Origin of the sequence: Bradyrhizobium diazoefficiens (genome assembly GCF_016616885.1) — a bacterium.
GTDB classification, from domain to species: domain Bacteria; phylum Pseudomonadota; class Alphaproteobacteria; order Rhizobiales; family Xanthobacteraceae; genus Bradyrhizobium; species Bradyrhizobium diazoefficiens_F.
Genome location: NZ_CP067102.1, coordinates 682,672 through 703,065, shown reverse-complemented (window position 1 = coordinate 703,065; position 20,394 = coordinate 682,672). Strand labels below are relative to the sequence as shown.

The window sequence follows — 20,394 nt, the reverse complement described above, 5'->3', positions numbered from 1 at the left end:
CGTCAGACCGTGAAGATCGGCGCCGGCTCGGTCTCGTCCGGCAGCACGAATTCGTCGACCATGCGGCCAAGCCGCAGCGACACTTCGAGATTGGCGCGCACCGCGGGCCGCCAGGCCTCCTTGACCGGCAGCGCCAGCGCTTTCGATACGGCGTCGATATAATCGTCCAGCGGCTCGGCCATCACGCTCCCAAACAATCAGTGCACTCTCAGTGTACCTGCAACGGCGGATGCGGGATCGCCGTCAGCAGCTCCTTGGTGTAGTCGTCCTGCGGATCGCTCAAGACCTTCTCGGAACAGCCCTCTTCGACGATCCGCCCCGTCCGCATCACAATGACACGATCGCACAACAAGCGCACTACATTCAAATCATGCGAGACGAACAGATAGCTCATACCTAGCCGCGCCTTCAGGTCCTGAAGCAGATTCAGGACGACAGCCTGCACCGAGACGTCGAGCGCCGCCGTCGGCTCGTCCAGGATGACGAGCTTTGGATGCAGCGCGATGGCGCGGGCGATGCCGACGCGGGCCTTCTGGCCGCCGGAGAGCTGGTGCGGGAAGCGATCGAGCAGATTGTGCGGCAGGCCGACCATGGTGGCCAGGTCCTCGCAGCGGGTGCGGAGCCCGTCGCGGCCCCTGATGCCGCCGAGCTGCATGATCGGATCGACAATGGCGCGCGCGGCGGTGAAGCGCGGGTTGAGGCTGTCGGTCGGATCCTGGAACACCATCTGGATGCGGCTGCGCTGCGGCAGCCGGGCAAACGAAGTTGGCGCGATGCCGCCGATGTCCTCGCCGTCGAACTGGATCAGGCCGGAGGTCTGGTCCAGGAGCCGCATCAGCATCATCGACGTGGTCGATTTGCCGCAGCCGGATTCGCCGACCAGGCCGACGCTCTCGCCATGGCCGATCGCGAAGCTGATGCCGTCGACGGCACGGAACACATCCGGCTCCACAGGCGGCTTGCGGCCGAACAGTTTTCCGAGCGTGGCGGTGGCGCCCTGGCGGGGGTATTCCTTGACGAGCTTTTCGATGCGCAGGAGGGGTGTCTTCTCCCTCGCCCCGCTTTGCGCGTCGGCCTCTTCCCGCACGCGGGGAGAGGCGAAGGCAGCGCCCTCCTCTTCGGGCAGCAAATCCCGCAACGACACACCAAGCCGCGGTGTCGCGCGCATGAGCTTCTTGGTGTAGGGGTGCTGCGGATTGGCAAAAATGTCGGCGGCCTTGGCGGTCTCGACCACCCGGCCCTTCTCCATCACCACGACGCGGTCGCAATAGGCAGCGGCGAGGCCAAGATCGTGGGTGATCAGGATGGTCGACATCGCCTTGCGCTTGGTCAGCTCGACGATCAGATCCATCACCGCCTTCTGGGTGGTGACGTCGAGGCCGGTGGTCGGCTCGTCCGCGATCAGCAATTGCGGATTGCAGGCGAGCGCGAGCGCGATGACGACGCGCTGGCACATGCCGCCGGACAGCTCGAACGGATAGGCGTGATAGCGCTCGCGCGGGCGGGCGATCTTGACCTGCTCCAGCGCCTCGATCGCCTTCTCGCCGCGATCTGTGACCTGGGCCTGCTGCACATGGGTGCGCAGCACGTCCTCGATCTGGTCGCCGACCTTGCGGATCGGGTTGAGCGCCGCGCGCGGGTTCTGGAAGATCATCGAGACTTCACGGCCGCGCAGGTCGCGCATCTGGTCTTCGGTCGCGGCCTTGACGTCGATGCCGGAAAACATCACCGAGCCCTCGGCGATCCTGCCGGCGCGGTCGAGGATGCGCATCACCGCGTAAGACGTCACCGACTTGCCGGAGCCGGACTCGCCGACGATGGCAAGCGTCTCGCCCTTGGCCACGGAGATGTTGACGTGCTGCACGGCCTTGACGATGCCGCGGCGGGTGGTGAATTCGACCGTGAGGTCCTGGACGTCGAGCAGTGGCTGGGCGGTCATGGATACCTCCCCTCGCCCAAGACGCTCAAAAACAACCCCATGCACAGTAGAGCGGCATTGGAATCATTGAAGAATCTTCGCGGAAAATCGACCATCACGTCCTCCGCTGGGGATCGACGATATCGCGCAGGCCGTCGCCGAGGAGATTGAAGCAGAACACGGCGATCATCAGCGCGAGGCCGGGGAACAGCGCGATCCACCATTCACCGGAGACCATGAAGCCCGCCCCTTCCGCGACCATGATGCCCCATTCGGCGGTCGGCGGCCGGACACCGAGGCCGATGAAAGACAGGCCGGCGGCATTCAAAATGGCGTAACCCATGGTCAGCGACATCTGCACGATCATGATCGGCATGATGTTCGGCAGGATATGCACCAGCAGGATGCGGAATTCGCCGTTGCCCGACAGCCGCGCGGCTTGCACAAAGCCGGCATTGCGGCGGACGTTGGCTTCGGCGCGCGCGACGCGGGCATAGAGCGGGAAGTTGACGATGGCCGTGGCCAGAATGATGTTCTGCACAGTGTTGCCGAGCGCCGCGACGATGCCCATCGCCAGCACGAACAGCGGGAACGCCATGATGGTGTCGGCGATGCGGCCGACGATACGGTCGGTCCAGCCGCCGAAATAGCCCGCCGCGATGCCGGCAAGCCCGCCCATCAGGAACACCAGCACGACGGAGGCGACCGCGATGAAGGTATCGAGCCGCGTCGCCACCACGACACGGCTGAAGATGTCGCGGCCGAGCTGATCGGTGCCGAACCAGTGCGCGGCCGACGGTGCTTTCAGCGCCGCCGCCGTGTCCGAGGCGAGCGGATCGTACGGCACGACATACGGGCCGAAGACCGCGGCAAGCAGAATCACGATCAGCAGGGCGAAGGAAAAGCCCGTGACCTTGTTCTCGCCGAGAACGTAGCGGGTCTGGTCGAGGATCGCGACCAGACCCGAAGTTCGCGCGGGACCGGCGGGTTCGACGGCGGGTGCAACAGAGCTCATGGTTCAGCCCTCAAGCCTGACGCGTGGATCGATCACGCCATAGAGAATGTCGATCACGAGATTGAGCAGCACGTACATCACCGCCATGGTCAGCACGAAGCCCTGCACCGGCGCGAAGTCCGACGAGATCAGCGCTTCCACCGCGTAGGAGCCGATGCCGGGCCAGGCGAAGACTTTTTCCACCAGCACGTTGGCGCCAAGCAGGAAGGAGAACACCATGCTGAGCGTGGTGATCACAGGCAGCATTGCGTTGCGGAACGCGTAGGTGACGATGACGGTCGCCGGCGACAGGCCGCTGGCGCGCGCGGTGCGGACGAATTCGGATGACAGCACCGCCAGCATCGAGGCGCGCGTCATGCGCGCGATCGGCGCCAGCGAGAAGATCGCAAGCGTCGTCGCCGGCAGGATGAGCTGGCTCAGCGCCGAGCGGAACGCCTCGAGGTCACGCGCGATCAGCGTGTCGATCAGATAGAAGCCGGTGACCGTCGACGGCGCGCTGTAGAATACATCGAGCCGGCCGAGCGGCGCGGGCGACCAGCCGAGCTGGAAGTAAAAGACATAGACCAGCACCAGGCCGGTGAAGAACACCGGCAACGACACGCCGGCCGTTGTCGTGACGCGACATAAATGGTCGATCCATGACCCCGGCCGCGTTGCTGCGAGCACGCCAAGCGGGATGGCGATGACAATCGAGACGATCAGGCCGAGCAGCGTCAGCTCGGCGGAAGCCGGAAGGCGGTTGCGAATTTCGGCAGCGACGGGCTGGCCTGTCGTGAGCGAGTTGCCGAAATCGCCATGCGCGAGGTCGTTGGTGTAGCGGAAGAACTGCTCGATCAGCGGCTTGTCGAGGCCGAGCTTCTTGCGGATCTGCTCGACCGCTTCCTTGGTCGCGGCAGGCCCCGCAAAATACGCGGCCGGATCACCCGGCAGCGCGCGCGTCAGCAGGAAGGTGACGATGACGACGCCGATGAGCGAGGGGATCGCGAACATCAGGCGCTTGCCGATCATGGTGAGCATGGGGCTCGCTCCGCTCGCGCGAATAGCGAATGGCGAATGGCGAGTAGGCGCTGGTGGCGGCTCCTGATCACTGTTCGCTACTCCCTATTCGCCATTCGCTATTCGCCCCTCTCACCCCTTCGCCATCGCGCGATAGTCGAGGCGGCGGTGGAACCAGTATTGGTAGCCCGAGATGTTCTTCTGCATCGCGACGTTGACGAAGGGCTGGTACAGCGGGATGCGCGGGATGTCGGTGTAGGCGAGATCGACGAAGCCTTTCACGTCGGTGTCGTAGGTCGCGATGTCGCCGATCGCGGCGGCGTTGCGCGCGCCGTCGATGAGCTTGTCCATCTCCGCCGACTTGTAGCTCATGGTGTTGAAGACGGAATTGTTGCCGTGATAGCACCAATAGAAGAAGTATTCGGGGTAATCGAGCCAGCCCGAGAACACGTTGGTGAAGAGCGGCATCTCCTTCTTGTTCAACTCGGTGCGCCAGTTGGCGCCGGGCACCTTGTTGATGGTGGTCTTGATGCCGATCTGCGCGAGACTCTCCTGCACCAGCACGCAAAGCGGCTCGTTGACGCCGCCGAAATTGAGGTCGAACGAGATCGTGGTCTCGAAGCCGCCCGCGAGGCCGGCTTCCGCCATCAGTGCCTTCGCCTTCTCGATGTCGGTGTTGTATTTGTGCGGCTGCGGCCAGGCGACTTCGGTCGGCTTGTCCTTTGCCGCGCCGAACATCGGGTTCGCCAGCCCGAACATCACGGCGTCCATGATCTTCTGATAGGGCAGCGCGTAGGCGACTGCCTGACGAACTTTTGGATTGTCGAAGGGCGGCTTGGTGACGTTCATGCCGATATACTGGATCCCGTTGGAGAACGGCAGCGACACCACGTTGAGCTTGCCGCTGGCCTTCATCTCCTGGAAATCCTTGTTCGGGAGCTCGTAGGAGATATCGGCGTCACCGCGCTCGAGCAGCGCGCGGCGGTTGCCGGCCTGCGGCACCATGCGCCAGATCACGCGCTTGATCTTCGGCAGCGGACCGCAGACCCAATCCTCGTTGCGCTCCATGATCACTTCGGTGCCGGCCGTCCACTTCGTCACCTTGTAGGCGCCGGAGCCCGCGGTCTGCTGTTTGGTAAATTCGAGACCCCAGGGATCCTTCTCGTTGGCGTTCTTCTTCACCAGCTCGGAGTTGACGATGCAGGGCACGATCACGGCGAGATCGGGGATCGTCAGCCTGTCCTTCTTCAGGAAATCGACGCGCACGGTATAGTCGTCGATCACGACGAACTGCTCAGGCTTGGTCAGCGAGCCCGCACTCATCTGGAAGGTCGGGAAGCCGCCGACGCTGACCGCGCGATCGAGCGACCACTTCACGTCCTTGGCGGTAACCGGCGTGCCGTCGTGGAATTTGGCGTTCTTGCGCAGCTTGAAGGTGACCGACATCTCGTCGATCTTGAACTCCTCGGCGAGCTCGCCCTTGAACTTGTCGCGGTCGTAATAGGGCACCCCGCCGGGGCCGACCTTCATCTCGTGGCTGATCAGCCGGTCGTAGCAATTCCAGGACACTTCATAGCCGGGCACGTTGGTGCCGACGCCGTGGATGTCGAGATTGTTCGGGCCGCCTTCCGAGACGATCAGCAGCGTCTCCGAGCGCGCGTCGGCATAGGCCGAGGACATGACCTGCGGCATCGCCGGAAGCGCCGCGCCGGCGGCCAATCCGGACACGGACTTGAGAAAATCGCGACGCTTCATGAAACGGCTCCAACTCAAAGTTTTTGGTTGGAACCGGATTCGCAAGGTTCGTGCCAAGGCTTAATGGGATCTTAAGCCTGATATAACGCATTGATATTATGCAGTTAATGGCGGATTTGCGGCATGATGCCTCGACACCCAAGCCTTTCTTCTTGCATACAAAGAGGATCAGAGTGCTCAAAAATTAGGCTCAAATCTACATCGGCTTATTTGATAGGCGACATATCTCACTCCGCCCAGATCAAATCCTGCAGCGCGACCAGATCGTCCGCCTTGTCTTGCCAGCCCTCGATGCAGATGTGGCTGTTGAGGTCGCTGGCCGAGTGCAGCAGCATCAGGGCCATCAGGCGCCGCTTGAGCGCGTAGTCCGGCTTCGCATAGCCAAAACCTTCGAGCAGGCTGCGGACCCTCCCCGGCCAGCCCGCCGACATGAACGCGCTCGGGCCGAGCAGATCGTAATCGCGCCAGCCCGCCCGGACGTCGCCGAAGTCGAACAGGCCGGCGAGCGACCAATCGCCATTGTGGCAGGCGAGCAGAAAGTTCTCCGGAATGTATTCGCCGATCAGGATCACCGGCGGCGCGTCCTTCGGAATCAGCGTCGCGGCGTCGCGCAGCAGATCGTCGAGGCCTTCAAGGAATTTCGGGGCAAGGCCGAGACGGGTGTGCCGCGCGCGACAGCCCTGCATCTGCGTGTGCATGAACGCATCCCACCGCGGCTCGATGTGCGCGAGCGGGCCGAGCGGCGCGCGCTGCACGGCAACAATGGTCTCGCCGATCTGGCGCAACACGCGCTCCTTTTGCGCTTCCGGCAGTTGCTGCCAGACTTCCGAGCCGAGCGTGCCGGCGAGGCGCGTGATGATCAGATAGGGCCAGCCGTCGCGCTCGCCCTCCGCGACGATCTCGGGGATTGACAGATGAAGCCGGCCCCTCAGCTGCATCAGCGAGCCGCGTTCCGAGACGAATTGCGCGCGCAGCAGCGGCGGGAAGATCTTCAGGATCAGCTTCTCGCCGAAGCCGACCACGAGATTGGTGCCGGTCGCGAACACATGTGGCGAGCTGGTATCGATGCCATGGCTGCGCGCGATATCGAGCGCGATCGGCAGCCATTGCGGGGGCTGGGAGCGCCAGACGCGAAAGCCCTTCGCGTCGGCGAAAGCTGGTAGCGACGGAACGTTGATCATCCGCCCTGGCTCATCCGAACAAGCTTCGTGGAGTCGATGCAAGCCGAGCAGACAGTGCACCTCTCCCGCTTGCGGGAGAGGTCGTGCCGAAGGCACGGGGGAGGGAGCGCACCTCGTTCGTGGCTACAACGAGTTCTAATCCCACGGCCACTACCGCTCCGGGCTGGCGCGCTCGAACTGGCGCAGCAGCTTGTTGCCGCGCTCGACCGCGGCATCCAGCGCGGCTGGCGCGCTCTTCTGGCCGGCGAAGGCCTGCTCCAGCTCCTCCTCGATCGCGCCGCGGATCAGGTTGAAGGAGCCAAGCCTTATGCCCTTCGAATTCTCGGTCGGTGGATGCAGCGTGATCTCCTCGAACGAGATCGCCGAGCCCGGATTGCGCTCGTAAAAACCCTGCGCGCGCGTCAGCTCGAAGGCAGCGCGGGTGATCGGCAGGTAGCCGGTGTTCTGGTGCCAGGCCGCCTGCACGCCGGGCTGCGACAGATAGGCGAAGAACCGCGCTACGCCCTTGTATTCCTCGCGCGGGCGGTCGCGCAGCACCCACAGCGTGGCGCCGCCAATGATGGAATTCTGCGGCGCGCCGTTCACGTCGGGCCAGTACGGCATCATGCCGTAGCCGATCTCGAACTTCGAATTGGCCTTGATGTCGGCGCGCGTCGCCGAGGAGCCGATGAAGATGCCGCACTCGCCGTTCTGGAAGCGCGGCTCGGCCGCTTGCCCGCGGCCGCTATAGTCGAACAGTTTTGTCTTCTGCCATTCGGCAAGCTGGGCGATGTGCTTGACCACGACCGGATTGTTGATGGTCAGCTCGGCATCCAGGCCGGCAAAGCCATTGGCGCGCGTAGCCAACGGCAGATTGTGAAATGCCGAAAGATTCTCGACATGGATCCAGGACGGCCAGGACGTGGTGAAGCCGCAGACGGCACCGCGGTCACGCAGGCGCTTTGCAGCGGCGCCCAGCTCGGGCCACGTCTTCGGCGGCGTCTCGGGATCGAGGCCGGCGTCGCGAAACATGGTCTTGTTGTAATAGAGGATCGGCGTCGACGAGTTGAACGGGAACGACAGCAAATTGCCGCTCGCATCGGTGTAATAGCCGGAGACCGCCGGAAGATAGTCGTTGAGCGAGAACGGCTCGCCCATGTCGCGCATCATGCTGTAGACCGGATAGATCGCGCCCTTGGCCGCGGTCATGGTCGCCGTGGCGACCTCGTTGACCTGGACGATCGCGGGCTGGCTGCGCGAGCGGAAGGCGAAGATCGCGGCCGTCACCGTCTCGGTGTAGCTGCCCTTGTAGCTCGGCACGATGCGGTAGTCCGACTGCGAGGCGTTGAAGTCGGAGGTGAGCTTTTCGAGCTGCTTGCCGAGCTCACCCGACATGGCGTGCCACAGCGCGATGTCGGTGGCGGCATGCGCCTGCGAACTCAGGATGAGAGCCAGGGTGGCGGCGGCGACCTGCAAAAAGCGCAATGCTGAAGTCACGATGGCTCTTCCCGGATCAAGCGCCAAAAGGCGACCGCACCCTGCTTAAGGCGCGCGACCATCGGTTTCAACCGGGAATGAAAGCGGGCCGCAGCGCACAATCGCCCCGGCGACCCTGCCCGGGATGGCCTTCCCTCTACCATCTGCTAGATTGCATTGAACCTTTTGCTCCCGCCATAGACTCCACCACTGAGGGGCTGAGTGTGCCAGTGTTGAGCCGTGCCGAACTCTCGCGGACCGGGGTGATCTTCGTCGCGCTTCTATTCGCCATTTGCGCGACGAGCGCCGCTGCGCGCGAATTCCGCGCCGCCGACACCCAGACCGAGGATTACCCAACCGTGCAGGCGCTGCGCTACATGAGCGCCCTGATCGCGGAGCGCACCGGCGGACGCCACGAGATCAAGGTATTTCACTCCCGCCAGCTCGGCGAGGAGAAGGAGACGATCGAGCAGACCCGCGCCGGCGCGATCGACCTCAACCGGACCAATGTGGCTCTGATCGGCAATTTCGTCCCGGCGATGAACGTGCTGGCGATGCCGTTCCTGTTCCGGTCCATCGAGCACATGCAGAAGGTGCTGGACGGGCCGATCGGCAACGAAATCCTCGGCAGCTTCGAGCCCTACGGCTTCGTCGGGCTCGCCTTCTACGATTCCGGGGCACGCTCGATCTACAATGCGATCCGCCCCGTGAAGAGCATCGCGGATCTCAGGGGATTGCGGATCCGGGTGCAGCAATCGGAGTTGATGAGCCAGATGATCCGCTCGCTCGGTGCCGAGCCGGTCGAATTGCCCTATGCGCAGGTGCTCACGGGGCTTGCGACCCATCTGATCGACGGCGCTGAAAACAACTGGCCATCCTTCGTGACCACAGACCATTACAAATATGCCGGCTACCTTGCGCTGACCGAGCACACGATGAGCCCGGAGGTGCTGGTGATCTCGCTCAAGGCCTGGCGCAGCCTGTCGACCGACGACCAGATCATCTTCAGGGAGGCCGCGGTGCGCTCCAGCCAGTTCATGCGCGAGAAGTGGCGTGACCTCGAGGAGCAGTCGCAGCTCAAAGCGGAGGCCGCCGGCATCACCGTCATCAAGGATATCGACCGCAAGCCGTTCGAGGATGCGATGGCGCCGATCTACGCCAAGGCCGCGAAGGATCCCGCCGCCGCCGCGCTGATCGACCGCATTCGCAAGGTGGAGTGACCCTTCTGGCCGCGCCAGGACACAGCGAACTCGCAGAGCGGCCACCGGGCCCGATCGGGCGGCTGCGCGCGCGCCTTGTCGGCGCGCTGCGGGCGGTGCCGATCCGCTGGCGCATCCTGTCGATCGCGGCGCTGAACTCCGCCGTCGTGATCGTGCTGGTGGCGATGATCTGGAACGGCGCGCAGGTGCTGTCCTCGGCCTGGGACGACGTCCGCCAGGTCCGCGAATCCGACCGGATCCTGGCGCTGCTCGAAAGCGAGACCGGGCGCCTCCAGAACCTGATCCACCGCTACATCAATCAGCCGAGCCCGGACCTGTTCGCCGAGATCCTGCTGCTGCGCGAGGCCGTGCTGGGCACGCTGACCGACCGCGCCGCCAAGGACCCGATGCTGTCGGGCTCGGTCGAGGAGCTGGAGCGCACCACCGACCGCTTCCTCAACGGCTTTGGCGAGCTGCGCAGCGTGCAGTCCACCATCGCCAGGACCTATGAGGAGCAGGTACAGGGCCCGGCCAGGGACATGGCGGGCCTGTACTCCATCATCGAGGGCGCCACCGGCCATCGCGACGCGCTGATCTGGCCCTCGCTCGGCAAGTCGCGCGAGGCCTTCACCGCGATGCTGGTCGCGGCCAATTCCTATTACCTGTCGCTGTCGCCCGGCGCCGCCGACGATGCGCGCCGCAACACCGAGACGATCGAGAAGACCATTCCGGTCATGATCGATCTGGCCGACAACGATCTCCAGCGCATGGCGCTGCAAAAGCTCGGCGCCCGCACCACGGCGCTGCGCGAGGGCTTTGCAAAGCTGTCCGAGCAGCTGACCAGCCGCACTGAACTCCTGCGCAACACCATCGATGCCAGCCAGGCCGAGGCGATCGGCGCCATCGACGATCTCTCGACAAAGATGCGCCAGCGCGAGCAGAAGGCCCAGGCGACGTTTGACCGCACGCTGGCGGATATCTCGCGCCGTGTGCTGTCGATCGCCGTGATCTTCCTCGGCATCATCCTCAGCGCCGGCGTGCTGATCGCGCTGTCGATCCGGCTGCCGCTGCAGCAGATCATGGCGGCGATGCGCGCGATCACGCTCGGCGATCTCGGCCGCGAGGTGCAGGGCACCAAGGCCCGCGACGAGGTCGGCGCCATGGCGCGCGCGGTGGAGGTGTTCCGCGAGAACGCGATCGCGAAACGCGAGACCGAGGACGAGCTGCGGGCGTCGAAGGAAAAGGCCGAGAGCGCGCTGCTCGAGCTCAACACGGCGCAGCAGAATCTGATCGACGCAGAGCGGCTCGCTGCACTCGGCGGCCTCGTCGCCGGCGTCGCGCATGAGGTCAACAACCCGATCGGCATCAGCCTGACGGTTGCCTCCAGCTTTGCCCGGCGCAGCGAGATCTTTGAGGCCCAGCTCAAGGGCGATGGGGGCTTGCGCCGCTCGCAGCTGGAAGAGTTCGTGCAGTCCTCGCGCGACGCCTCGCAGCAGCTGGTCGCCAACCTCACCCGCGCCGGCGAGCTGATCCAGTCGTTCAAGCAGGTTGCGGTCGACCGTTCGCACGCCGAGCGGCGGCAATTCTCATTGAGCGAAGCCACCGACCAGATCATCGCGAGCCTGCGCCCGGTACTGAAGCGCTCGCCGATCACGCTCCAGGTCGACGTGCCCGAGGGGCTCTTGCTCGACGGCTATCCCGGCTCCTACGGCCAGATCCTGACCAATCTGTTCCTCAACGCCGCCAACCACGCCTTTGCCGACGGCCGCGCCGGCACCATCACGATCTCGGCGCGGCCGCGCGGCACCGATGATATCGAGATCATCTTCGCCGATGACGGGGCCGGCATGACCCCCGACGTGCAGCGCCAGGCCTTTGATCCATTCTTTACCACCCGGCGCAATGAAGGTGGCACGGGACTGGGCTTGCATATCGTCTATAACCTTGTCACCCAGCAGCTCGGTGGGCGGATGATGCTGGAATCCAAGCTGGGACAAGGCACTACTTTTCGGATTATCATGCCGCGGATCGCCAAGGGCGGCGCGGAAAGCACAGAAAGCGACGGGACTTCTCAATGGCCGAACAGGACGATGTCCTCCACCTGATCGACGACACCGGTACCGCGTCGGAGGATATGGACGCGCGGAAATGGAAGATCGCCGTGATCGACGACGATCCGGCCGTGCATGACGGCACCCGCTTCGCGCTGTCCGACTACAGCCTGAACGGCCAGGGGCTGGAAATCCTCTCCGCCCATTCCGCGGCGGAAGGTCGCAAGCTGATGGCCGCGCACAACGACATCGCCGCCGTGCTGCTCGATGTCATCATGGAGACCGACGTCGCCGGCCTCGACCTGGTCGAATACATCCGCAACGAGCTCAAGAACGAGACCGTGCGTATCATCTTGCGCACCGGCCAGCCCGGCCAAGCGCCGGAGCGCCGCGTAATCGTGCAGTACGACATCAACGACTACAAGGCCAAGACCGAGCTCACGGCCGACAAGCTGTTCACCTCGCTGACCGCGGCGCTGCGCTCCTACCAGCAGCTCGAGCGCATGGTGCAGACCAGGCGCGGGCTCGAGATCATCATCGATGCGGCGTCGACGCTGTACGACTTCAAGTCGATGCAGCGGCTCGCCGAGGGCGTGCTGACCCAGCTTGCCTCGCTGCTCAATGTCGATTGCGCCGGCATCCTGGTTTTGCGCGACAATGGCGGCGTCGATCCCGAGCTCTCGGTGCTCGCCGGCAGCGGCTGCTACAGCCGCTTCATCGGCACGACCTCGTCGAAGGCGCTCGACCCCGATCTGCGTCAGATGGTGGAGGACGCCTTCCAGCGTCGCAAGAACGAGTTCGCCGACCACCGCAGCGTGATCTATCTGCGCACCGGATCTGGCCGCGAGGTCGTGGTGCTGCTGCAGGCCGAGCGCGAGCTGTCGGAGACCGACCGCTCGCTGGTCGAGATCTTCTCCAGCCGGCTCTCGATCGCGTTCGACAACGTCATCCTCTACCAGCAGCTCCAGGACGCCAACACCCAGCTGGAAGACCGCGTCGCCCAGCGCACCCGCGCGCTGATGCAGGCCAACCGGCGGCTGTCGGCACAATGGCTGCGGCTGCAGCGCGCCAACGGCTTCAAGAACGAGATCCTGGGCACGGTCGCGCACGATCTGAAGAACCCGCTCGGCGTCATTCTCGGCCGCACCGAGATGCTGAAGGAGCTGATCTCGACCGGCGCCTCGTCGAGCGGCGTGGTCGCCCAGGTCGATCACATCCGCGATGCCACCAAGCGCCTGACCACGATGGTCGACCATCTGATCTCGGACGCGATGGCTGACGCCTTCGACATCACCATCCGCCGCGAGCCGGTCGACGTCGCAGCCCTGGTGAAGGAGGTCGCCGAGGCCAACCAGCCGCTCGCGGTCAACAAGCAGCAGGCCATCCACCTCACGGCGCCGGCCAATATCGTCACCATGTGCGACACCGACCGCATCCGCGAGGCGATCGACAATCTCATCAGCAACGCCATCAAATACTCACCGATCGGCGGCAAGATCACGGTTGCGGTCAGCCATGAAGGCCACGACACCATCATTCGCGTCAGCGACGAGGGCGCCGGCCTGTCGCCGGAGGATCTCGGCCGCCTGTTCGGCCGGTTCCAGCGGCTATCCGCAAAACCGACGGCAGGTGAGAGCTCGACGGGGCTTGGGTTGTCCATCGTCAAGCGTATTATCGACATGCATGGCGGCGAGGTCACCGCCGAGAGCGACGGCCCGGGCAAGGGTTCGACCTTCACCATCACCCTGCCCGCGACCGAGATGGCGTGATTTGAGCACCGAGATCTGCAAGATTCCGAAGTGACATGACACAAAGCCAGCACATCATGATCGTCGACGATGAGGCCCCGGCCCGGGAGATGGTCGGCGATTACCTCAAGATGCACGGCTTCACCGTGACGCTGTGCGACGGCGGAAAGTCGCTCCGCGCCGCGATCGACGGCGGCATGCCCGACCTCGTCGTGCTCGACCTCAACATGCCCGAGGAAGACGGCCTCTCGATCATCCGCGACCTCAAGAGCCGCATCAACGTTCCCGTCATCATGCTCACGGCGACGGCGAGCCCGATCGACCGCGTCGTCGGTCTCGAGCTCGGCGCCGACGATTACGTGGCAAAACCCTGCGAGCTGCGCGAGCTGATGGCGCGCATCCGCTCGGTGCTGCGGCGAAGCACGCCGGCGAAAGCCGCTGGCGCCGACGCGACGCCCGCGAAATCGGACAAGGACCAATTGGTGCGCTTCGGCACCAAATGGCTCGACCTCGAAGCCCAGGCCCTGCGCGATGACGAAGGCAACGAGCATCCGCTGACCGCGTCCGAATTCGGGCTCTTAAAAGTGTTCGCGGCGAATCCGAAGCGCGTGCTGTCGCGCGAGCGCCTGCTGGAGCTGGCCAATGCGCGCGACGCCGAAGCGTTCGACCGCGCCGTCGACCTCCGCATCATGCGCATCCGCCGCAAGATCGAGCCCGACCCGACCAAGCCTGCCGTGATCCGCACCATCCGCGGCGGCGGCTATCTGTTCTCGCCGGCGGGCGAGAAGGCGTAAGGGGCGAGCGGCACCAAACGCAAGCCCCAAAAATTCGTTCCCCCCAGTCCAACTCCGCAGTACCGCATTTTCCAACCGTTGAAATTGCACGCTTTTTTGGTCCGAATGTTTCGTCGCGATTTGTTTGACGAAACAATTTGACGGCGCACGAAACCATTTTCCGCTTTTCGTGCAGACGTCCCGAAACGTTGGCTCATTAACACTTTGGTCCAAGGAAACGCCGCTCGGTTGCGGCGCACCGGGGAGCCAAGTCAATGCCGAACGTCATCGCCATCAACGCCCAAGCCAGCCAGAGCATCATTGCCGCTCAGGCGACCTCGGACGATATGCTTCTCGAAAGCATTGCCGACGGCAACCGGACGTCCATGCACATCCTTTATTGCCGTCACAATGTGCGTGTGTACCGCTTCATTCTGCGCATCGTCCGCGACGCCACCACGGCGGAAGATCTGGTCAGTCAGGTATTTCTGGACGTGTGGCGGACCGCCGGCCAGTTCCAGGGCCGCTCGCAGGTCTCGACCTGGCTGCTGTCGATCGCCCGCTTCAAGGCGCTGACCGCGATGCGCCAGCGCCGGTTCGAGGACATCGACCAGGAAGACGTGCGCCAGATCCCAGATGGTTGCGACACGCCCGAGACTTCGCTCGACCGCAGCGACACCAGCGCCATCCTGCGCGCCTGCGTCGCAAAGCTGTCGCCCGCACATCGCGAGATCATCACCCTCGTCTACTACCATGAGAAGTCGGTGGAGGAGGTCGGGCAGATCATCGGCATCCCCCAGAGCACGGTGAAGACCCGGATGTTCTACGCCCGCAAGCAGCTCGCCGATTTGCTTAAGGGTTGCGGCGTCGACCGTTTCGCCGCCTAAGGTCAAGGATTTCAATCGGATAGGGCCGGATTTCCAGCCCCGTCCCGGGACACGAAAGCGTTACCGCCGACGAAACAAATGAAACAAAGCACAACATCAGGCGGAAAAACTTGGTCCCTATAAAGACCAATACGGTTTTGCTTAAGCCTCCCAAGACCTCCAACGACCCGGACGGGATGCCCCCCTCCGGGTCGTTTTTATTTGGGGGCTGTCGCCGCGGGCCCCCGCCCGCCCCCTGTCACGAGCGCGTGACATCGCGTAACGACCGCAGCCTCCATCCCGAACTGCCCTCGTGAACTCCATCACGAGTGCCCCATGCTCGAACTCCTCTTCGCCATCCTCGCCGGTGTCCTTACCATCGCCGCGCCCTGCACGCTGCCGATGTTGCCGATCCTGCTCGGCGCCTCGATCGGGCGCTCCTCGCATCTGCGCCCCGCGATGATCGCGCTCGGTTTCGTCGCCTCTTTCTCTGCGGTCGCGCTGCTGCTCGGCGCGCTGACGCGGCTGTTCGATTTCGATCCGAATGTGCTGCGCGAGGCGGCGGCGATCCTGCTGCTCGGCTTTGGCCTGTTGATGCTGTGGCCGGCGCCGTTCGAGTGGCTGTCGATCCGGCTCAATGGCTGGCTCAATCTCGGCGCTGCCGGCGGCGTGCAGCACGAGGGCGCGCTCGGCGGCCTCGTGCTCGGCACCACGCTCGGCCTGGTCTGGACGCCATGCGCCGGCCCCGTGCTCGGCTCGATCCTGACACTGGTCGCGACCTCGAAGAACCTGGCCTGGGCCGGCACGCTGCTGGTCGCCTACGCGATCGGTGCGGCGATCCCGATGCTGGCGATCGCCTATGGCGGGCAGGCCGCGACCACGCGCGTGCGCAGCCTCGCCCGCATCTCGCCGCGGCTGCAGCAGGGCTTCGGCGTGATCGTGATCGCCTTCGCGCTCGCCGCCTACTTCCAATACGACACGCTGATCGTGGCGTGGCTCACCGGCTTCTATCCCACCGGCCAGGTCGGCCTGTGATCGCTTCATATCTCAACGGAGGACGCTTCCATGACTTTCAAACTGCTCGCCGTCTCCGCCGCACTGATTGGCTTCGCCGCGACCGGCGCCGTCATCCCCGGCATCTGCGACGAGGCCACGCCCGCGGCGCCGGTCAAGGTTGCGGCCGCCAGCCAAGCGGCGACCGCACCCGACTTCGCCGGTATCAGCAACTGGTTCAACTCGAAGCCACTCAACATCGCCGATTTGCGCGGCAAGGTCGTGCTGGTCGACTTCTGGACCTATGGCTGCGTCAACTGCGTCAACACGCTGCCGCACGTCACCGACCTCTATGCCAAGTACAAGGATAAGGGCCTCGTCGTGGTCGGCGTGCACACGCCGGAATTCCCGTTCGAGCGCTCGGCGTCCAACGTGCAGGCCGCGCTGAAGCGGCACGGCATCACCTATCCGGTGGCGCAGGACAATGATTCCAAGACCTGGAACGCCTACCGCAACCAATATTGGCCGGCGCAATACATCATCGACCAGAGCGGCAAGATCGTGTTCCAGCACGAAGGCGAAGGCCGCTACGACGAGATCGACCGCACCGTGGCCAAGCTGCTGAACGCCAACAGTTGATTGCACATCCGGCGGCGTTACCGTTGTTGCTTGACTCCACGGACCCGTCCGTGGAGTTTCGCAGCCTCGAAATCAGCCGCCGCAATGGACGACGCGACCACCAGCAACGACATCCGCCTTCGCGAAGGCTCCTCGATCGCGCAGCGGCTCGTCGTGGCCGGCTCTGCGGCGGCCGTCGCGCTTTGCTTCACGCCGGGCCTGTTCACGCACGATGCGCTGGAGGTGATGATCTCCGTGGTCGCGCTGCTGGCGGGCGCAGCGTTCGTCGGCGTCGTCATGCTGACCCCGGCCGTGGTGTGGATCATCACGCCCGACGAAATCTTGATCGGACGGCAACGTCCGTTCGGGAAGCTCCAGACCAGGATCGTCGCGAAAGACGACATCACAGGACTTCAGGTTCCCGGCAGCAAAACCGCAAAAGCCCGCTTCCAGCTGGCCTTCACGCTCGCCTCAGGCGAGCGCCTGATCTCCCCGCCCCTCGCAGACGTCACGCATGTTCGCGACACCGTGGCGCGGATCGCCGCGCAATTCGACGTTCCCGACGTCGAGGCGCCGGTCAATCCGCTCGATGCCAGCAATCCCGAGATGCGTCTTGGCGAACCGGTCGAGCCGTTTTCGCAGCGAGACATCCGGATCGCGGCCCTGATCGCCGTCGCGCTGAGTGTCGCACCCTATGCCTACAAGCTCTGGCGGGGATTGCCGCCCAATCTGATCGACATCATGCTGCTGCCGCTTGGCGTGATCGCAGCTTTCGCGGTCTACCGATTCGCCAATCTCGTGACCGGCGCCTTCTGGATCATTCGCGAGGGCGATATCCGCGTCGAGCGCCTGTGGGGCAACGGCCAGCCGCGCGCGGACCATATCGAGGGGCACGACGTGAAGGCGATCGCGGTCGAACGCCGCGGCCGGTCCGAGGATGAGCACTGCATCGTGACGATCCGATTGCAGTCCGGACGCCGGTTTGGCAGCCCCCGGATCGGCTCGCGCAACGAAGCCCGCGCCGTGGGCGCCGAAATCGTCCGGCGGCTCGGGATCGGGCCGAAGGCCAGCCAGATCTGATATCGGTGCATGTTGACACGAGTGGTCTGGCCGCGGGCTCGATCACCTCTCCCGCAGGCGACCGTCAGAACGGAGAGAGGGACTAGAGCCATTTCCGTTCCGATGGAATCGGAACGGGGCTCTAGATTCTTGTTTTGACGCGTTTTCTTGACGCGAACCGGTATCCACTTCGCTCGAAAACGCTCTAGATCAACCGCACACCTGAGATCGCCGACTTCAGCCAGCGCAGGGCTTGCGGTGGCTGCGCGGCGAGCGGGGCGGTCGCAACCTTCTCAGTACGGCACTTCTCCAGCCCCGCGACGAAATCCGACGACCATTGCTGGATAGTGTGGCCGCGCAACGTCTTCATCATCGCGTCCCAGCGCATCTTGCGCTCGGTGAGCGGCATCGCGGCGGCGACCGCAATGGCGCGGGCCATGCCGTCGATGTCGTGCGGATTGACCAGCAGCGCGGTCTCGAGCTCGTTGGCGGCACCGGCGAATTTCGACAGCACCAGCACGCCGGGATCGGCCGGGTTTTGCGCGGCGATATATTCCTTGGCGACAAGGTTCATGCCGTCATGCAGCGGCGTCACCACGCCGACCTGCGCGGTGCGATAGAGGCCTGCCAGCACGGTCTGGCTAAAACCCTTGTTGAGATAGCGGATCGGCGTCCAGTCGACCTCGCCGTGGCGGCCGTTGACGTCGGTGACGAGGCGCGCGACCTCGTTCTGGAGATTGCCATACGCTTCGATCGCGCCACGCGACGGGTTGGCGATCTGCAGCAGCGAGATGCTGCGCGCAAACTGCGGCTGGTCGGTCCAGAGACGGTCGAACGCGCTGATGCGGTTGACGAGGCCCTTGGAATAGTCGAGCCGGTCGACGCCGATCGCGAGCCGCTCGCCGTTGAGGCTGCGGCGCAGGCGCGAGACGTCCGGATGCGACGCCGACTTCGCGGCATAGGCTGCGAACTTCTCCGCATCGATGCCGATCGGGAACACTTCGCAGCGCGTTCGTCCGTGCTGCGAGAGCACGATGCCGTCCTCGACGATGAGGCCGAGCTCGCCACCGGCATAGCCGAGAAAGTTCTGGCAATCTTCGTCGGTCTGAAAACCGATCAAGTCATAAGCCAGCATCGCGGTGATCAACTCGCGATGATTGGGCACGCCCTGCATCACCGCAGCGACCGGCCACGGCGTGTGCAGGAAGAAGCCGATCGGATCATCGACGCCGAGATCGCGCAGCTCCGCGCCGAGCGCGACGAAATGATAATCTTGCACCCAGAATGCGGTTCGCGGCTTGCGGAATCGCATCAAGGCACGCGCCATGAACGCGTTGACCTCGCGATAGCTGACATAGTCGTCGCGCGAGACGCGGATCAGGTCGCTGCGCGAATGCAGTGCCGGCCACAGCGCCGAATTGGCGAAGCCTTCATAGTAACCGCCGTAATGCGCCGCCGGCAGATCCAGCGTCGCAATTGCACCCGATCCCAGCGCCTCGATCTCGGCGAACGGTTCCTTCTGATGGCCGTCGCGCACGCGGCCGGAGGAACCCACCCAGATGGCACCCGAATGCTCCACGACAGGAAGCAATGCCGCAGCAAGGCCGCCCGTCATGGGCTCGTTGGGTTTACCGCGCGCAACTCGATTCGAAACGACGACTAAATTCACAGGTCGTCCCCTCCTGTTCATTCCACCCCGTTTAACTGCCGTTCATCAATATGGTTCCTGTCATCATTTCTACGAAATGAAACCAAAGTCAGGCGCGCGCGTTGGAACTCGTTTTCTTCGAGGGAACCCGGCGTTTTTCACTTGGGAAAGAAAGTCTTGGCGTCAGTTCACGAAGCACAAGCTACGCCCGCAATGGGACTGCGCGCGCGTAACAATGTGGCTCTGCGATGACGGTGCCTTATTCCAACCTTGTATCGTCTTCCAACCTTGGATCGTCTTCCAGCCTTGTATCGTCGAGCAGGCGCGCGAGGAACGCACGCACGTCGTTCGGCGCATCAAAGTGACCGTTGACGCCGATGGCGCGACGGCCGACCGAGAAGGAAAGCCCGTTCATGTCGGGCATGATCGCGAACACGGTTTCGTCGGTGACGTCGTCGCCGATGAAGATCGGACGGCGCCCCTTGAAGGGCTCATGCTTCATCAGCTCGCGCACGCCGGTCGCCTTGGTGAAACCGGAATGCTTGATCTCGCAGACGAACTTGCCGGGCAGCACCTCGATCGGCGCATTGGGCAGATCGGCGCGGATCAGCGAAACGGCTTCGTAGATCGCCTTCTCCGCATGCGGCGCGAGGCGGTAATGCAGCGCCAGCGAATAGCCCTTGTCCTCGAGCAGAATGCCGGGGCTGAGCTTTGCGATTGCGGCCAGGCGCCGCTTCAGCTCCTTATCCATCGGCGGCGCGTGCACGTCGTCGGCTTCATTGCCGATCGACAGCCGCATTTCCGCACCGTGACCAGCGACGGCGCGAAACACATCGGGCGCAAAGATCAAATCGATGTCGTTGAGCGAGCGGCCGCTGACCATGGCCAACGCGCCCGAGGTGCGCTCGGTCAACCGGTTCAGCGTTTCCGACAAGCCCGGCGGCACCCACACCTCGCGCGGCGTCGGCATCAAATCGAGCAGCGTGCCGTCGATATCGAGCAGGATCGCGGTCTCGTCGAGATGCGGCACGAGTGCATGCGGCACTGGCACGGCGTCGGGCGTTTCATCGACGGACATGGTGTGTTTCTGGTCCAGTTCAGCGAGTTCCGAGTTCATAG

General features: G+C 64.1%; 17 protein-coding genes. 8 read left to right on the top strand and 9 right to left on the bottom strand.

Features of this window, described 5'->3' with window-relative positions; all coding sequences use genetic code 11:
• Positions 1-2 precede the first annotated feature (2 nt).
• The 7 genes from JJC00_RS03215 to ugpB form a co-directional block, all read right to left on the bottom strand.
• Positions 3-182: a DUF4089 domain-containing protein gene (locus tag JJC00_RS03215; RefSeq protein ID WP_200471318.1), complete on the bottom strand. Its 180-nt coding sequence runs from the start codon at positions 180-182 to the stop codon at positions 3-5.
• A 26-nt stretch (positions 183-208) separates the two neighbouring features.
• Positions 209-1,939, bottom strand: coding sequence for a dipeptide ABC transporter ATP-binding protein (locus JJC00_RS03210; RefSeq protein WP_200471317.1), 1,731 nt, complete (start codon positions 1,937-1,939; stop codon positions 209-211).
• Positions 1,940-2,033: 94 nt separating this feature from the next.
• Positions 2,034-2,933, bottom strand: a complete 900-nt coding sequence (locus tag JJC00_RS03205; RefSeq protein WP_200471316.1) for an ABC transporter permease — start codon at positions 2,931-2,933, stop codon at positions 2,034-2,036.
• A 3-nt stretch (positions 2,934-2,936) separates the two neighbouring features.
• Positions 2,937-3,950: an ABC transporter permease gene (locus JJC00_RS03200; RefSeq protein WP_200471315.1), complete on the bottom strand. Its 1,014-nt coding sequence runs from the start codon at positions 3,948-3,950 to the stop codon at positions 2,937-2,939.
• A 111-nt stretch (positions 3,951-4,061) separates the two neighbouring features.
• The gene (locus tag JJC00_RS03195; protein WP_200471314.1) at positions 4,062-5,684 is read right to left on the bottom strand and encodes an ABC transporter substrate-binding protein; all 1,623 of its coding nucleotides are present in this window, start codon (positions 5,682-5,684) and stop codon (positions 4,062-4,064) included.
• Between the two features lie 227 nt (positions 5,685-5,911).
• The gene (locus JJC00_RS03190; protein ID WP_200471313.1) at positions 5,912-6,865 is read right to left on the bottom strand and encodes an aminoglycoside phosphotransferase family protein; all 954 of its coding nucleotides are present in this window, start codon (positions 6,863-6,865) and stop codon (positions 5,912-5,914) included.
• A gap of 150 nt (positions 6,866-7,015) precedes the next feature.
• Complete coding sequence (gene ugpB, locus JJC00_RS03185; protein WP_246774075.1) at positions 7,016-8,341, bottom strand: sn-glycerol-3-phosphate ABC transporter substrate-binding protein UgpB; 1,326 nt, start codon at positions 8,339-8,341, stop codon at positions 7,016-7,018.
• 203 nt (positions 8,342-8,544) lie between these two features.
• On the opposite strand from ugpB, the gene JJC00_RS03180 reads away from it, so the two are divergent.
• From JJC00_RS03180 to JJC00_RS03145, 8 genes are all read left to right on the top strand, one after another.
• A complete protein-coding gene (locus JJC00_RS03180; RefSeq protein WP_200471312.1) occupies positions 8,545-9,540 on the top strand; it encodes a TRAP transporter substrate-binding protein in 996 nt (331 codons plus the stop codon).
• A 5-nt stretch (positions 9,541-9,545) separates the two neighbouring features.
• Positions 9,546-11,624: a sensor histidine kinase gene (locus tag JJC00_RS03175; protein ID WP_246774328.1), complete on the top strand. Its 2,079-nt coding sequence runs from the start codon at positions 9,546-9,548 to the stop codon at positions 11,622-11,624.
• Positions 11,594-13,339, top strand: a complete 1,746-nt coding sequence (locus tag JJC00_RS03170) for an ATP-binding response regulator (protein WP_200471311.1) — start codon at positions 11,594-11,596, stop codon at positions 13,337-13,339. Before JJC00_RS03175 ends, JJC00_RS03170 begins: the two co-directional genes overlap by 31 nt.
• 35 nt (positions 13,340-13,374) lie before the next feature.
• Entirely contained in the window at positions 13,375-14,112 is a 738-nt protein-coding gene (locus JJC00_RS03165) for a response regulator (protein WP_200471310.1), read from the top strand.
• Between the two features lie 254 nt (positions 14,113-14,366).
• Positions 14,367-14,978, top strand: a complete 612-nt coding sequence (locus JJC00_RS03160; RefSeq protein WP_045005847.1) for a sigma-70 family RNA polymerase sigma factor — start codon at positions 14,367-14,369, stop codon at positions 14,976-14,978.
• 315 nt (positions 14,979-15,293) lie between these two features.
• Positions 15,294-15,992: a cytochrome c biogenesis CcdA family protein gene (locus JJC00_RS03155; protein ID WP_200471309.1), complete on the top strand. Its 699-nt coding sequence runs from the start codon at positions 15,294-15,296 to the stop codon at positions 15,990-15,992.
• A gap of 30 nt (positions 15,993-16,022) precedes the next feature.
• The gene (locus JJC00_RS03150) at positions 16,023-16,589 is read left to right on the top strand and encodes a thioredoxin family protein (RefSeq protein WP_200471308.1); all 567 of its coding nucleotides are present in this window, start codon (positions 16,023-16,025) and stop codon (positions 16,587-16,589) included.
• Between the two features lie 84 nt (positions 16,590-16,673).
• Entirely contained in the window at positions 16,674-17,648 is a 975-nt protein-coding gene (locus tag JJC00_RS03145) for a hypothetical protein (protein ID WP_200471307.1), read from the top strand.
• 184 nt (positions 17,649-17,832) lie between these two features.
• On the opposite strand, the gene JJC00_RS03140 is transcribed toward JJC00_RS03145, so the two are convergent.
• Both JJC00_RS03140 and otsB read right to left on the bottom strand, forming a co-directional pair.
• A complete protein-coding gene (locus JJC00_RS03140) occupies positions 17,833-19,296 on the bottom strand; it encodes a trehalose-6-phosphate synthase (RefSeq protein ID WP_200471306.1) in 1,464 nt (487 codons plus the stop codon).
• A 238-nt stretch (positions 19,297-19,534) separates the two neighbouring features.
• Positions 19,535-20,392: a trehalose-phosphatase gene (otsB, locus tag JJC00_RS03135; RefSeq protein ID WP_200471305.1), complete on the bottom strand. Its 858-nt coding sequence runs from the start codon at positions 20,390-20,392 to the stop codon at positions 19,535-19,537.
• Positions 20,393-20,394 lie beyond the last annotated feature (2 nt).

Excerpts from the sequence above, each read along its gene's own strand:
- JJC00_RS03145 (WP_200471307.1), top strand. The coding sequence starts at position 16,674 with ATGGACGACGCGACCACCAGCAACGACATCCGCCTTCGCGAAGGCTCC.
- JJC00_RS03205 (WP_200471316.1), bottom strand. The coding sequence starts at position 2,933 with ATGAGCTCTGTTGCACCCGCCGTCGAACCCGCCGGTCCCGCGCGAACT.
- JJC00_RS03150 (WP_200471308.1), top strand. The coding sequence starts at position 16,023 with ATGACTTTCAAACTGCTCGCCGTCTCCGCCGCACTGATTGGCTTCGCC.
- JJC00_RS03195 (WP_200471314.1), bottom strand. The coding sequence starts at position 5,684 with ATGAAGCGTCGCGATTTTCTCAAGTCCGTGTCCGGATTGGCCGCCGGC.
- otsB (WP_200471305.1), bottom strand. The coding sequence starts at position 20,392 with ATGAACTCGGAACTCGCTGAACTGGACCAGAAACACACCATGTCCGTC.
- JJC00_RS03170 (WP_200471311.1), top strand. The coding sequence starts at position 11,594 with ATGGCCGAACAGGACGATGTCCTCCACCTGATCGACGACACCGGTACC.
- JJC00_RS03215 (WP_200471318.1), bottom strand. The coding sequence starts at position 182 with ATGGCCGAGCCGCTGGACGATTATATCGACGCCGTATCGAAAGCGCTG.
- JJC00_RS03200 (WP_200471315.1), bottom strand. The coding sequence starts at position 3,950 with ATGCTCACCATGATCGGCAAGCGCCTGATGTTCGCGATCCCCTCGCTC.
- JJC00_RS03210 (WP_200471317.1), bottom strand. The coding sequence starts at position 1,939 with ATGACCGCCCAGCCACTGCTCGACGTCCAGGACCTCACGGTCGAATTC.
- JJC00_RS03165 (WP_200471310.1), top strand. The coding sequence starts at position 13,375 with ATGACACAAAGCCAGCACATCATGATCGTCGACGATGAGGCCCCGGCC.
- JJC00_RS03155 (WP_200471309.1), top strand. The coding sequence starts at position 15,294 with ATGCTCGAACTCCTCTTCGCCATCCTCGCCGGTGTCCTTACCATCGCC.
- JJC00_RS03160 (WP_045005847.1), top strand. The coding sequence starts at position 14,367 with ATGCCGAACGTCATCGCCATCAACGCCCAAGCCAGCCAGAGCATCATT.
- JJC00_RS03190 (WP_200471313.1), bottom strand. The coding sequence starts at position 6,865 with ATGATCAACGTTCCGTCGCTACCAGCTTTCGCCGACGCGAAGGGCTTT.